Annotated in this window: 16 protein-coding genes; 9 read left to right on the top strand and 7 right to left on the bottom strand. The window is 63.7% G+C overall.

Annotation, left to right across the window (positions count from 1 at the left end):
• The first annotated feature begins 53 nt into the window (after window positions 1-53).
• Together O4220_RS02750 and lppU are read left to right on the top strand one after the other, a co-directional pair.
• Window positions 54-1,286: a molybdopterin-dependent oxidoreductase gene (locus O4220_RS02750; protein ID WP_269602247.1), complete on the top strand. Its 1,233-nt coding sequence runs from the start codon at window positions 54-56 to the stop codon at window positions 1,284-1,286.
• Window positions 1,287-1,392: 106 nt separating this feature from the next.
• Entirely contained in the window at window positions 1,393-1,995 is a 603-nt protein-coding gene (gene lppU / locus O4220_RS02745) for an LppU family putative lipoprotein (protein WP_269602025.1), read from the top strand.
• Between the two features lie 89 nt (window positions 1,996-2,084).
• Here lppU and O4220_RS02740 read toward each other — a convergent pair whose 3' ends face one another.
• Together O4220_RS02740 and O4220_RS02735 are read right to left on the bottom strand one after the other, a co-directional pair.
• Window positions 2,085-2,531: an SRPBCC family protein gene (locus O4220_RS02740; protein ID WP_269602024.1), complete on the bottom strand. Its 447-nt coding sequence runs from the start codon at window positions 2,529-2,531 to the stop codon at window positions 2,085-2,087.
• 53 nt (window positions 2,532-2,584) lie between these two features.
• Window positions 2,585-3,538 carry a D-2-hydroxyacid dehydrogenase gene (locus O4220_RS02735; RefSeq protein ID WP_269602023.1) on the bottom strand — a complete coding sequence of 318 codons (954 nt, stop codon included), beginning with the start codon at window positions 3,536-3,538 and terminating at the stop codon, window positions 2,585-2,587.
• A 29-nt stretch (window positions 3,539-3,567) separates the two neighbouring features.
• On the opposite strand from O4220_RS02735, the gene O4220_RS02730 reads away from it, so the two are divergent.
• Both O4220_RS02730 and O4220_RS02725 read left to right on the top strand, forming a co-directional pair.
• Window positions 3,568-4,074, top strand: a complete 507-nt coding sequence (locus tag O4220_RS02730; protein ID WP_269602022.1) for a GNAT family N-acetyltransferase — start codon at window positions 3,568-3,570, stop codon at window positions 4,072-4,074.
• 10 nt (window positions 4,075-4,084) lie between these two features.
• The gene (locus O4220_RS02725) at window positions 4,085-4,645 is read left to right on the top strand and encodes a sugar O-acetyltransferase (RefSeq protein ID WP_269602021.1); all 561 of its coding nucleotides are present in this window, start codon (window positions 4,085-4,087) and stop codon (window positions 4,643-4,645) included.
• On the opposite strand, the gene O4220_RS02720 is transcribed toward O4220_RS02725, so the two are convergent.
• Window positions 4,637-6,190 carry an ABC transporter permease gene (locus O4220_RS02720; protein WP_269602020.1) on the bottom strand — a complete coding sequence of 518 codons (1,554 nt, stop codon included), beginning with the start codon at window positions 6,188-6,190 and terminating at the stop codon, window positions 4,637-4,639. The genes O4220_RS02725 and O4220_RS02720 overlap by 9 nt on opposite strands.
• Window positions 6,191-6,216: 26 nt before the next feature.
• Window positions 6,217-7,017 carry an ABC transporter ATP-binding protein gene (locus O4220_RS02715; protein ID WP_420030302.1) on the bottom strand — a complete coding sequence of 267 codons (801 nt, stop codon included), beginning with the start codon at window positions 7,015-7,017 and terminating at the stop codon, window positions 6,217-6,219.
• 35 nt (window positions 7,018-7,052) lie between these two features.
• Here O4220_RS02715 and O4220_RS02710 point away from each other — a divergent pair, with 35 nt between their 5' ends.
• Both O4220_RS02710 and O4220_RS02705 read left to right on the top strand, forming a co-directional pair.
• Window positions 7,053-7,856, top strand: a complete 804-nt coding sequence (locus O4220_RS02710) for an SDR family oxidoreductase (protein ID WP_269602019.1) — start codon at window positions 7,053-7,055, stop codon at window positions 7,854-7,856.
• A 32-nt stretch (window positions 7,857-7,888) separates the two neighbouring features.
• A complete protein-coding gene (locus O4220_RS02705; protein ID WP_269602018.1) occupies window positions 7,889-9,454 on the top strand; it encodes a Na+/H+ antiporter in 1,566 nt (521 codons plus the stop codon).
• On the opposite strand, the gene O4220_RS02700 is transcribed toward O4220_RS02705, so the two are convergent.
• Together O4220_RS02700 and O4220_RS02695 are read right to left on the bottom strand one after the other, a co-directional pair.
• Window positions 9,451-10,233 carry a pirin family protein gene (locus O4220_RS02700; protein WP_269602017.1) on the bottom strand — a complete coding sequence of 261 codons (783 nt, stop codon included), beginning with the start codon at window positions 10,231-10,233 and terminating at the stop codon, window positions 9,451-9,453. The two genes, O4220_RS02705 and O4220_RS02700, sit on opposite strands and share 4 nt — an antisense overlap.
• A gap of 34 nt (window positions 10,234-10,267) precedes the next feature.
• Window positions 10,268-10,759 (bottom strand): VOC family protein, encoded by a 492-nt coding sequence (locus tag O4220_RS02695; RefSeq protein ID WP_269602016.1) that lies wholly within the window; start codon window positions 10,757-10,759, stop codon window positions 10,268-10,270.
• An 85-nt stretch (window positions 10,760-10,844) separates the two neighbouring features.
• Here O4220_RS02695 and O4220_RS02690 point away from each other — a divergent pair, with 85 nt between their 5' ends.
• From O4220_RS02690 to O4220_RS02680, 3 genes are read left to right on the top strand one after another with little or no spacing between them, the layout of a single operon-like run.
• A complete protein-coding gene (locus O4220_RS02690) occupies window positions 10,845-11,297 on the top strand; it encodes a MarR family winged helix-turn-helix transcriptional regulator (protein WP_269602015.1) in 453 nt (150 codons plus the stop codon).
• Window positions 11,294-12,016: a pirin family protein gene (locus O4220_RS02685; RefSeq protein ID WP_269602014.1), complete on the top strand. Its 723-nt coding sequence runs from the start codon at window positions 11,294-11,296 to the stop codon at window positions 12,014-12,016. The genes O4220_RS02690 and O4220_RS02685 overlap by 4 nt, the downstream gene beginning before the upstream one ends.
• A gap of 30 nt (window positions 12,017-12,046) precedes the next feature.
• On the top strand, window positions 12,047-12,856 hold the full coding sequence (locus O4220_RS02680; RefSeq protein WP_269602013.1) for an alpha/beta fold hydrolase: 810 nt from the start codon (window positions 12,047-12,049) through the stop codon (window positions 12,854-12,856).
• A 2-nt stretch (window positions 12,857-12,858) separates the two neighbouring features.
• Here O4220_RS02680 and O4220_RS02675 read toward each other — a convergent pair whose 3' ends face one another.
• A complete protein-coding gene (locus tag O4220_RS02675; RefSeq protein ID WP_269602012.1) occupies window positions 12,859-13,293 on the bottom strand; it encodes a MarR family winged helix-turn-helix transcriptional regulator in 435 nt (144 codons plus the stop codon).
• Window positions 13,294-13,313: the final 20 nt, after the last annotated feature.

The raw sequence follows: 13,313 nt of genomic DNA, 5'->3' as shown, positions 1-13,313 counted from the left end.
TGAAACAGGCGGGGGAGCTGGACACGACACATCCGGGACTGCCCGGGCAGCGAATGCCCTACATGGCCGAAGCCCGCAACTCACTCGTGCGCTTTCGCAGTCCGCTGCGCGGGACGTGGTTGACGTCGCTGTTCGGTGCAGTGCTGCTCGTTGCCCTACCGATCGTCATCGTGACCGGTCTACTGTCGTACATCGCGTACGGGCCCCAGTTCGGCCAGGCCAGGCCGGGTGCCGTCGGGTGGTTGCGGTTGCCGTTCTTCGATTGGCCGACGAACCCTGCCTGGCTCTACCAGCTGACGCAGGGCCTGCACGTGGGATTGGGCCTGATCATCGTTCCGCTCGTCATCGCCAAGCTGTGGTCGGTGATGCCCAAGCTCGCCGAATTGCCGCCGGTTCGTTCGCCTGCGCACGCACTCGAACGCCTGTCCCTGCTGGCGCTCGTCGGCGGTCTACTGTTCGAGATCGTCACCGGTGTTCTCAACATCCAGTACGACTACGTCTTCGGCTTCGACTTCTACGCCGCCCACTACTTCGGTGCCTGGGTGTTCATCGCCGGATTCCTCGTCCACCTCGGCCTCAAGGTGCCGTTGATGTGGCGAACCCTACGGTCCGAGTCGTTGATGGACGTGCTGCGCGCGCGCAACGAGTCCCCCGACCAGGGCCGCACGAACACGATGAACCGCCGCGGCGCAATCGGATTGGTCGCTGCTGGAATGGGTTTCGTCGCTGTGCTCACGGTGGGCCAGACGGTTGGAGGCGTTCTCCGCAAGGCCGCGATTCTGCTGCCGCGCGGGCGTTCCTACGGCAACGGCCCCAACGACTTTCAGATCAATCGGACCGCGGAGGCGGCGGGAATCACCGAGGCACAGACCGGAGCCGACTGGCAGCTGACGATCGCCGGCGCGGCCGAGGACGCAGTTCCGGTGGTGCTGTCGCGCGGCAGGCTGCTGTCGATGCCGCAGCGCACTGCCGAACTTCCCATTGCCTGCGTCGAAGGATGGTCGACGACTCAGACGTGGACCGGCGTCCCGCTGGCCGAACTCGCCGCGCTGGCAGGTGTGTCCGCACCGCGCTCGGCCGAGGTGACCTCGCTCGAGCAGAACGGTGCCTTCACTCGCGCAGTGCTGCAGGGAAATCAAGCAGTACATCCCGACTCGTTGCTGGCCCTGAAAGTCAACGGTGTCGATCTCTCGCTCGATCACGGCTATCCCGCGCGCGTGATCGTTCCGGCGCTGCCGGGCGTGCACAACACCAAGTGGGTTTCGTCGATCGTGTTCCGTTCGTGACTTTCAAAATCTCCGTGAATAGTAAAGAATATTTTTTCGGTAGCCCGCGGGGTTACCGACGAAGGAGTACTCCTTCGCCTGGATGAGTCCAGAAGGTCACGCCACGATGCACGCATTGTCCAGAGGGTTCCTTGCCGCGGGTGCAACATTGACGCTGCTCTTCGCCGCAGGCTGCTCGTCGACCGACTCGGGCAACGCCGTTGCCGCAGACACCACCACCTCGTCCTCGACGTCGGCCGCTGCCAGTACCACCGACGATGTCTCCGGCCAGGAGGGTATCGACGCCGGTGGTTCCACCGATATCGATGTCGAGATCGGACAATGCGTCGTGCTCGGCGGCACGATGACCGCCGCCACCATCGACAACGCAGAGTGCGGCAGCATGGAGTCGAACTACAAGGTCATCGCGAAGGCCGAACAGAACGAGCAGTGCCCCACCGACGTCAATCAGACCTACTACGAGACTCTCGACGGTGTGGAGCAGGGCGCGTTGTGCCTCGACGTCGATTGGGTCGTCGACGGATGCATGAGTGTTCCCACCGGCGGTATCGACGAGCCCGCACGTGTCGACTGCGGTGACCCCAGCGCGACCGACGTCGAACAGGTCACCGAGATCAAGACAGGCACCGCCGACCCCAACGACTGCCCCGAGGGTGGGTTCGCATACGAGGCGAGGCAGTTCGTCGTGTGCACCACAACGATCTCCTAGCCCTCTCTGTCACTGCACTGCCTCCGGTCGCGATGTCCGCGTACAGCTCGGCGGGGTGGGGCGCAGTGGTAGTCCTCCGGCATGTACGTCTACTGACCGGCCGCTTCCAACCGACCCCGCAGGGTCGACTCGGTGTGCCGGATCGCTTGACCCACAACGGGTTCCACTACCGCTCCGAGCACCTTACCGGCGATGCCTCCGGGCAGGCTGTAGCGGAAGACGACCACCAGTCGGGTTCGGCCGTCACCGGCGTCCTCGAACGACCACGTCGACGAGTTCGAGAGCCCCTCGACCGACTCGAGCGTGAGCCGCTCGTTCTGGACCCATTCGGTCACATGCACAACGGATTTGAGCGCTTTGGGGCCGATCTGCATCGTCGCGTCGTACTTGGCTCCGAGACCGGATGTGATCTCGCTCGTCGGCTCGAACCTTGTGATGCCGAACATCCACTGCGGCACGTTACGAAAATCGTCGAGGTAGGCGAAAGCCGCCTCCCGACTGGTCGACGCGATCGCCGAATGATTGATTACCCGCACTCGTGCACCCTAATACACGCTACGCACTGTTACACACACTTTCGCGGTCAGACCTACCGCTGGACATAGCCCGTCTGCTTGTCCACGACGTTGACCAGCGGCGAACCGTGCAGATATCTCTCCAAGTTCTCCTCGAACAGCCGCCACAACCGCTCGGCGAAGTCGTCGGCGTCCCCGGCCAGATGGGCGGTCAGGATCACGTTGTCCATGCCCCACAGCGGGCTCGATGCCGGCAGCGGCTCGACCTCGAACACATCGAGCACTGCCCACCCGATCGTCCCGGAGGCCAAGGCCGCACACAGAGCCTGTTCGTCGACGACCGGACCGCGTGAAATGTTGACCAGACCCGCATCGGGACTCATGGCCGCAAGCACCTCGGCACCGACGAGACCACGGGTTCTCTCGGTCAACGGTGCAGCGAGCACGATGACGGTGTATTCGCCTGCATACGAACGCAATTCATCGACGTGACGGATTCGCCCGAATTCCGCATCCCCCGGGCGTTCGGATGTCCCCGCCGCGTCGACGCGCATACCGAGTGCGCCGAGTAATCGGCCGATTTCACGTCCGATCGAGCCTGGTCCGACGACAAGAGCACGCTCACCGCGAACTCCCGTGCTGACTCGATGCTCCCAGACTCGCTCGCGCTGACGGTGAAGTGCCTGGGGCAGCTTTTTCACCGACGCCAGAATTCCTGCTGCGACATATTCGGCTATCGCGCGGTCGAGTATGCCGCCCGAGTTGGTCAGCAACCACGACCCGTCGCGCAGACCGGGGTCCAACAGTCGATCGACTCCCGCACTCGACGCGTGAATCCACTTCAGGTCGACGGCATTCGGCCACACGGCCCGCAGATCGACGGCCTCGAACGTGCGAAACAGCAGCACCTCGGCCCAGGAGACCGAATCGGCCAGTTCAGCGATCGCGCAGCTCCGAAACTGGACCCCAGCGATCGACGGAAAGGCCTTTCGGTCCGAATCACTCTCGACCACAAGCACGTTCACCACAGGACTCGTCTCCTCCGTACGATGGCACGGTGCTCACCGTGGAACTCGCATCTGCCGCCGACGCAGCAACGATACTCGCACTCCGGCACGCCGCCGAGGACTGGCTGGCCGCTCGGCGAATCGATCAGTGGACACCGCGCGAGGTACCGCTGTCGACTGTTGCTGCCCAGATAGACGCAGGGGAGTTCCACATCGCTCGACGCCACCCCGGTGGCCCGATTGTCGGCGCGCTGAGATTGATCTGGGCCGACCCTGACATCTGGCCGGAGCAGGTCGAAGCCGCAGGCTACGTGCACGGACTGGTGATCGACAGAAGCGAATCCGGCACAGGACTGGGCGCGTCGTTGCTCGAGTGGGCATCGCAGCGGACCCGGCAGGAAGGGCGAGCGCTGCTACGTCTGGACTGCGCCGAGACCAACATCGACCTGCGCAGCTACTACTCGAGGCAGGGGTTTCGCTGCGTCGGTCGGCGCGATTTCGGCGATGGCGGTTCGTGGTTCAGCGTCGCACTGTTCGAAATGTCGACCGGCTTGTAGCGTGTCCTCCATGGGCGAGAATCGAGACCGAATGCTGCGCGGCGAACTCTACCGAGACAGTGATCCCGACTTGGTGGCGTCTCGTGTCTCGTGTGGAAAGCTGCTGGACAGATTCAATGCGACGGGGGCAGACCGGACCGAAGAACGGCAAGAACTGCTCGGCGAGTTGCTCGGCTCCATCGGAGCGGATTCGTGGATCATGCCCCGATTCCAATGTGACTACGGGACATATATTTCCATCGGGTCCAACACCTTCCTCAATTACGATGCAATTTTGCTGGACTGCGCACCCATCACCATCGGTAACGACGTCTCGATCGGCCCACGCGTGCAACTCCTGACAGCTCTGCATCCCATGGAAGATCACGAAGCTCGCCGGACACGTTGGGAGAGCGCCCTTCCCATCACCATCGGAGACAACGTATGGCTGGGCGGCGGCGTCATCGTCTGCCCAGGAGTAACCATCGGCGAGAACTCGGTGATCGGAGCCGGGAGTGTCGTCACCCGCGACGTACCGTCGCACACCTTTGCTGCGGGTAACCCTTGTCGGGCAATCCGCGCCCTACCGTGAGACCACCGAGTTCAGGATTCTGTCGGAGTCACGAACCAGCGCGCCGACCGCCATCCGCGCGCCCCACCACATCCCCAGCCAGCCGATCGCGACGGCCACCGGGATCGACAGATACGCCCACGCTCCCGGGAGGAGCAGTGCGAGCAGCAGTACAGGCACGACCGATACGGCCAGGACCATTATCCCGAGTACGAGGAATCCGAATGCGTTGCCGGTGAACGATCCCCGCGTGTTCATCGAAAACGACTTCGTGGCTTCGGGCACCGGGTAGGCACCGCGTACGGAGTTCACGGCGGTCAGACCGGCGCTGACTCCGAGCATCGAGATCGTCAATGCGACAGGGGTTTCCACTCGGTCGAGCCCGAGGTCGCCGAAGACTCGAACCACCAGGACCGGAACGATCGCGAAAGGGGCCGCGACCAGCAACCAGGCGATCTGCCGACCACGGATGTCGTCGGGGAGGGCCTGCGGAATCATGACCAGGTGCCACATCGAACTACCGTCGAGACCGTACGAGTTCGATCCCGCACCCATCGCCATGATGATCACGATCCACGCGCCCCAGGCTGCGCTGAACGGTATCGAGTCGGTCACCAAAGGACCGATACCAGCCAGCACCGCGAAGATCAGGACCGAGAGCAGCTGACTTCGACGACGCATGTCACCGCGCCAGAGAGACAGCTCTCGGGTCACTACCGCGCCGACCCGCGTTACTCGCCACCCTGTTGCACCGTCACGACCCTTCGCTGCCGTCTGCTTACGGGTCGATCCCGACGACGTCGAGACCCGTCCCTCGAAGTGGCGTAGAACCAGTCGCTGCCATGCCCACACCAGTGCGACGTCCAGCAGCAGCAATCCCACGACCGCGCCGATCGCCAGCAGCCACTTGCCGTCCAACACAGCGTCGACGCCGGTGATACCCCAGCTGAAGGGAATCGAATGTGCCAGCGTGAGCGGCCATGTCACCTCACCCGACAGCACACGATCGAGATTCTGGGTGATGGGGAACTGCAGGAAGTACAGGCCTCCGAAGATGGCTCCGAACGCCAACAGTGCGAACTCACGACTGCGTCGACTCTTGAGCAGCTGCGACATTGCCAGCGTCACCACCCTCGACAGCGTCACGAAGAACACCACCGTCGCGGGCCAGGCCACCAGAGCCAGAGGCAGTGCTGCGACCGAGCGGGACAACGCGTAGATCGGAATGGACGCTGTCGCGACGATCGTCAGCGGAACCAGTATGCCGACCACCGACGTGGTCAGCAGCGCACGGGCGAGTCGCGCGGGGTCGACGGACAGCAGTTGGAAGTGGCGGGGCTGGATGTTGTCGTCGGAAATGCCCGACAGCACAGGGAAGAGCACCCAACTCAGGCCCGTCAGGGTCAGTCCTAGGCCAGCGGTGCCGCCCACCAATACCTGCGACGCGTCGGTTCGCGCCGCCATCACGCAGGCGAGAACCGCGAAGGCCAGCCCCAGCAATCCGAACACGGTCTTGATCACCGCTTGTCCACCCCTGAACTGCCTGCGGTAGAGCGTGATTCGCATCTGCAGGACCGTGCGGCCGACCGACATCACGAGCGCATCCAGGACAGGCCGTCCGGGTTCTGATCACGCGTACCGACGAGGCGAACGAAGGCATCGTCCAGGGTCCCGCCGCCGCGAACCTCGTCGACGGTTCCGGCCCCCACCACTCGGCCTCCGGTGATGACACCGACGTGTGTGCACAGTTGCTCGACGAGCGCCATGACGTGGCTCGACAGAATCACCGACCCGCCGGAGCGGACGAACTGCACGAGGATGGTTCGAATCGTGGTGGAGGAGATAGGGTCGACAGCTTCGAAAGGCTCGTCCAGCACCAGCAATCGGGGCCCGTGCAGTAACGCCGAGGCCAGCCCGATTTTCTTCGTCATTCCCGCGGAGTAGTCGGCGATGACTGTTCCGCCGGCGTCGGTCAGGTCCAGTGCATCCAGCAGCTCGTCTCGACGCTGCGCGATGACGTCCTCCGGCATCGCGCGCAGTCGACCGATGTAGGTCAGGAGCTCGTGGCCGGTGAACTGGGAGGGCAAGGTCAGTCCGTCGGGCAGCACGCCGAGCAGCTCTTTGGCCGCGATCGGATCGGCCCAGACGTCTCGGCCGAACACCAGACTCCGGCCGTACTGCGGTCTCAGCAGGCCAACCGCCATGGAGAGCGATGTCGTCTTGCCTGCACCGTTGGGTCCCACCAACCCGAACATCGAACCGGGAGGAACCATCAGCGATAGGTCGTCGACCGCAGGCTTGGGGCCGAAGGCCATGCACAGGTGCTCGAGCAACAGGGCAGCGGAGTTCGTTTGCACAGGTAACAGACTAACCGGTATGGGCGGTTTCGTCATGCGATGTCGGTCGGACGCACCGGTACCATTCGGGCATGAATCGCACTGCAGTGGTCACCGGAGCGTCGTCGGGCATCGGACGGGCCGTCGCGTCGGCGCTGGTCGCCCGCGGCTATCGGGTGATCGGCACCTCCCGAAACCCGGATTCGATGACCGACGCTCAGCGGGCGGCGGGCGTCGAATATCGAGCCCTCGACCTGACCGACAGCGCGTCGATCGGCACGTTCGTCGCGGAGCTGGGCGCCGTCGACGTTCTGGTCAACAACGCGGGCGAGAGCCAGTCGGGACCGTTCGAGGAACTGCCGACCGACGCCATCGAACGACTCTTCCAATTGAACGTCTTCGGCGCAGTGACGCTGTCGCAGAACGTCATTCCTGGTATGCGCGAGCGGGGTTACGGCCGCATCGTGATGGTCGGCTCGATGCTGGCCAGCTTCCCACTTGCCTATCGCTCGTCCTACGCGTCGACGAAAGCAGCGATCAAGGGCTTCTCCGACGCGGCGCGTCTGGAACTCTCGCCCTTCGGCGTATGGATGACCACCGTCGAGCCGGGATCGATCAACACCGGAATCAGCGAGCGCCGTACCAAGTACATCGCCGCGGATTCGGTCCACCGAGAGGATTTCCACACCGCGATCTCGTCCCTGGATCGCAAGGAGGGAACCGGCATCTCCGCCGAGGACGTCGCCGAGGTAGTACTGAAGGCCATCGAGGCCGACAAGCCGAAACCCCTGTACGCCAGGGGAAGCAACGCACCGGTCGTGTTTCTGGCGCGACGGTTGCTGCCGGCGACATTCATGGAGAAGACGATCGCGAAGATGTTCGGACTGAAGAGATAGTTTGAACCCCTGACCTGGTGGAATACAGCCGGGTGATAGAAACTCTCGGCCTGGTCCTGGCCGCCACGGGTCTGATCGTCGCCGCGCAGGTGATCTCGAAGAAGACGACGCTGCCCGCGGCAGCGTTGTTGACCTTGGCCGGCCTGGCCGTCTCGGCATCGGCGTTGCCCGACATCGTCCTGGACCCCGAGGTCGTTCTGACCCTGGTGATCCCGCCGCTGCTCTACAGCGCTGCCCTGAACTCGTCGCTGATCGCCATCCGCCGCAACGTGTGGACGATCTTGAGTCTGTCGGTCGCCCTCGTGGTGGCGACCGCTGCCCTCGTGGGCGTCGGTCTGTGGTTGCTCGTTCCGGGCATCACGCTGGCCGCTGGTATGGCGCTCGGTGCCGCCGTGGCACCGCCGGACCCGGTGGCCGCCCTTGCGGTCGGTCGGCGCGCCGGCATTCCACCGAAGCTGGTGACCCTCATCGAAGGGGAGGGGTTGCTGAACGACGCCACCGCGCTGACGATGCTGACCGTGGCTATCGCCGCTATCTCCAGCCAGGACATGACGTTCGCTCACGCCGGCGGACTGTTCGTGTTGGCTGCAGTCGGCGGCATCATCGTCGGATTGGTTGTCGCCCTGCTGATCCGACTGGTACAGCGATACATTCACGATTCTTTGCTGCTCAACATCGCGTCGCTGGCGACGCCGTTCGTTGCCTATCTGGCGGCAGAAGAGGTACATGCGTCGGGAGTTCTGGCCGTCGTGGTTGCGGCACTGGTGATCGGGCATCACACTCGCCACGCCATTTCCGGAGCCAGCCGCCTGCAGACCAGCGCCGTATGGCGACTCATCGATCTGCTGCTCGAGGGCTTCGTATTTCTGTTGATCGGCGAGCAGTTGCCCACCGTGGTCGGCGGCCTGTCGGCATACTCGGGGACCACCATCGCCCTCGCAGTCACGGTCACGCTCGCCGGCGTGCTGCTGCTTCGGCCGCTGTGGTTGCTGACCACGGGTCTGTCCGCACGCGAGGCGGTGGTGATGAGCTGGGCCGGCACTCGTGGAGTCATCACCGTCGCGGCCGTGTTCACTTTGCCCCTGACGATCGACTCCGGTGAGCCGTTCGAGAGCCGAGACCTGTTGCTGTTCTGTGCATTTCTGGTCGTGCTGGTAACGGTCGTCGGACAGGGATTGACGTTCGCTCCGCTGGTGCGAAAGCTGAACGTCGTCGCCGACCCCGCAGCAGAGGCACGTCTGCGAAACGAGGCGCGTGAGGGATCGGCCAAAGCTGCACTGTCACAGCTCGATCGCATCGCCGACGAGGAGGAACTCGACGACGAGGGACGGGAGATACTGCGTCACGAGTTGGAGCATCGGATCGACCGGTACCACCGCCGACTCGATCATCTCGACGAGTCCGAGGTGGGCGACTCGGTCATCTCGCCGGAGCAGATCGCCGCGATGAGTACCCGCCGACGCATCCTGGCGGTCGAGCGGGAGGAGTTGCTGTGCTGGCGAGATGCCGGCCGGCTACCGGACAACAGCATGCGAAGCCTCGAGCACGAACTCGACCACGAGGAGCACTCGTTCCGTCCGCACCGAGAGACCGACTAACCGGCGATTGCGGCGTGCATTTCCCAGACGATTACTTCGGCACCGCTGGCGGTGCTCAGCTTCTGGCCGCCGCCTCCGCTGACGCGCACGGCGTCGCCCTCAGCCAGTACGCCAACGCCCTCGAGCATCGCCTCACCCTCGGCCACGAAGATGTGCACGAACGGCGCGTCGGGTATCTCGACGGGAGCCTGTCCGGGCTGCAGGCGTGCCACGTGCATTGCTGCGTACTTGTTCTTGATGCGAATGGCTGCGTGATCGGCATGGTCGGGCATCCCGGACGCGACGGGAACTAAACCGCCGCTGAGCAATTCGCCGTCGATCTCGAGCTGTTCGTAGCCCGGGGTGATGCCCTGCTCGTCCGGCACGACCCACATCTGGACGAACCGAACAGGATCGCCGTGCTTGCCCGAATACGAGCCGGCGGTATCGCCGAGTCGCCACGAATCGTTCTTCTCCGAGTGCAGAATTCCGGTACCCGCACTCATGCGCTGAGCGAGACCGGGGTAGATGACGCCGGAGTGGCCCATCGAGTCCTGGTGCACCAGCGATCCCTGCAGGACCCAGGTGACGATCTCCATATCGCGATGCGGGTGCGTATCGAATCCCATTCCCGGGGTGACGATGTCGTCGTTGTTGACCATGAGGACGCCGTGGTGGGTGTTGCCACGATCGAAGTGATTGCCGAAAGAGAACGAGTGCTTGGAGTCCAGCCAGCCGATCTTCGTCTTGAATCGGTCGTCGGCGCGGCGGATGTCGAGTGTGGTTGCTGCAGAGGTCATGTCATTGCCTCGAATCTCGAAAGTAGGTGTGTTCTCAGAGAACGTGCGAGCCGTACATCTCACCGAGCGGATCGGCGATGAGCTCCAGCCGCGCACCGTCGGGGTCGCGGAAGTACAGCGAGACGTCACTGTGCTCGATCAACTCGATTCCGGCGTCGGTCAGCTTGGTGCGTAGGTGCTCCCAGCGGGTGGGCTCGACACTGATGGCCACATGGTGCAGTCCACCCAGAACCTCCGCGTACGGACCGACATCGAGGCCCGGGAAGTCGAAGAAGGCCAACAGATTGCTGTTTCCGATGTCGAAGAAGAAGTGCGAGGAGCCCGGGTAGTCGCGGTTCTCGATGAGCTCGGTGAGCGGGAATTCGAGCAGATCCTGGTAGAAGCGGACCGTTGCTTCGACGTCGCTGCTGACCAGCGCGGTGTGATGTAGTCCGCGGGCGGACGATGCGGGCCGCTCGCCGGCCGGTTTCAGGTACTGCCCACGAATGCGTTCCCGCTCTGTGGTGTGTAGGTCCGTATCGGTCATCGCTCCACCCTCCGGTCAAGTAGTTGCTTCGTCAACTACCGTGAACAGTACACCGGTTAGTTGCGTTGTCAACTAGCATGAGGATATGGATTCACCACGGTGGCTCGATGCCGACGAACAGCAGGCCTGGCGCGCATACCTCGACGCGACGCGGCTTTTGCTTCGCGACCTGGACAATCAACTCACGCGCGACTCGGGAATCTCGTTCACCGACTTCGAGTTGCTGGTCGTTCTGTCGGAGGCACCCGACCGTCGCCGACGTATGAGCGAACTGGCAGATGCTGTCACCACGACTCGCAGCGGCGTCACCAGGGCCATCAGCCGACTGGTCGACAACGGCTGGGTCATTCGCGTCAAATGCGACGACGACAAGCGAGGAATGTCCGCCGAACTGACCGAAGCCGGCATGAACACCCTCGCCGCCGCCAGCCCGGGCCACGTCGAGACAGTACGAGAGAACATGTTCGACCTCGTGGACCCGGACGATCTCGCGGCTCTGACCCGGACGTTCACCGCGATGCGGAACCACGCGTCGTGACCGTTACTCGTATACCCGGTGCGCAACGCCATCATTGGTGGAACGAATGGCTCGATTCCAAGCAGTCGTTTCCCGCCACCGGCAATTACGACCTGGCGGCCAATGCGCACGGGCTGCTCATGGTGCACAACGAGGACACGGTGTTTCCGGGCGAGGGCTTCGACTCCCATCAGCACGAGAACATGGAGATCGTCACGTGGGTTCTGGAAGGGACGCTGAAACACACGGACTCCGAAGGTAATTCGGGTCTCATCTACCCCGGCCTCCTTCAACGCATGAGTGCCGGCACCGGCATTCGCCACACCGAACGCAACGCGTCGAGCCTGACCAGCCGGGAGAAGCTGCGCGTCGTGCAGATGTGGATTCCACCCGACACCGATGGAACCGATCCAGCGTACGAGGAGCTGGACGTGCAGGACCAGCTGGCGACCGGCGAGCTGGTGCCGGTGGCATCCGGCATGTCGGGCCGGGGCGGCGTTCGGATCGGCAACCGCTACGCGACGCTGCATGTCGCCCGACTTGCACCGGGGGAGTCCGTCACGGTCCCCGACGCGCCGTTCGGTCACGTCTTCATGGCCGACGGTTCAGCGGTGTTCGAGGACGTAGGCTACCTCGGCCAGGGTGACGCGGTACGACTGACCGGTACCGGCGGACACCGTGTGACAGCATCGTCAGCGAGCGAGATCCTGATCTGGGAGATGCACGCCGAGTTCGCCTGATCGAGTTCTTCTGACACAAGGAGATTCACCATGCCGACAGTTGTCACCGACGACTCCGTCACTCTGAGCTATCTCGACGAAGGTACCGGCCCGGCCGTAGTACTGATCGCGGGATTCTGCGCCCCCGCCACTACCTGGGTGCTGCAGCAGAAGGCGTTGGTGGCGGCCGGGTATCGGGTGCTGGCTCTCGATCGACGCGGCCATGGGGCATCGGAAGCACCGCCCCACGGCGCCTCTATGGAACGGCACGGGCGTGATGTCGCAAACTTTGTGGCGGCGGCGGGCGTCGACGAGGCCGTATTGATCGGCGGCTCCATGGGGGCCAGCACCGTATGGTCCTACATCGCACAATTCGGCACCGACCACGTCCGGGCTGTCGTGTCGGTGGATCAGACTCCGAAGATGGTGAACAGCGCAGACTGGCCGAACGGCTTCTACGGACTTACCGAAGACAATCGAAAGGCATTCTTCGACAAGGGAATACCCGATAACGGCCACGGCCGCCCCCGATGGAAGTCCATTCCGTCGCTGCTGAAGCTGGTGGTTGCACTGCGCTCGATGCCGAAGATGGCCTCACCCGACACGGCTCCGATGAAGGCGCTGCTCGCCGACCATGCGGCGCAGGATTGGCGCTCGACCATCGCGGCGACCGACAAGCCGTACCTGATGGTCGCCGGACGCGACAGCCAATTCTGGCCTGCTGCACACGCTTCCGAGTCGGTGGAGCTGAATCCGCTCGGTCGATCGGTGGTCTTGGAGAACTGCGGTCACGCCGCGAACATGGACCGGCCGAACGAGTTCAACACGGCGATGCTGGAGTTCCTCGACTCGATCGCGTGAGGTTACGGCACAACGTGTTCGTCCAGAGCCTGTGCGCACGCAGCCAAACTCTGCCGCAGCGACTGGCGGTCCTGCTCGGAGAGCGATGCGATCATCGTCAGCTCCACCTCGGCGACGGCGGCCGACGCGCGTTCGAGTCGTTCGACACCTCGCGCGGTCACATGAAGCCGCTGCGCACGCCCGGACCCGACGATCTCCACCAGCCCCTCACGCGTGAGTCCGGCCAGCAGCTGATGGGTCGCCTGTCTGGTGACGAATACTCCCCGCGCGAGCTCGGCATTCGACAGCCCCGGGCGATGAGCAAGTAGTTCGAGGCTCGAATACTGCGGCACCGTCATGCCCAGCTGTCGGAGTCGCTCGTCCATCGCAGAGCGCAGCGCAGAGGTCGCCCGCTTGAGGGCGTATCCGATCGAGGTGTCGAGGTCCACTTGACTCATGTCAATATCTTGACATACAT

Source organism: Rhodococcus ruber (genome assembly GCF_027270735.1).
GTDB lineage: Bacteria > Actinomycetota > Actinomycetes > Mycobacteriales > Mycobacteriaceae > Rhodococcoides > Rhodococcoides rubrum_A.
The sequence above is the reverse complement of the archived record's forward strand: the minus strand, read 5'-3'. Positions and strand labels throughout refer to the sequence as shown.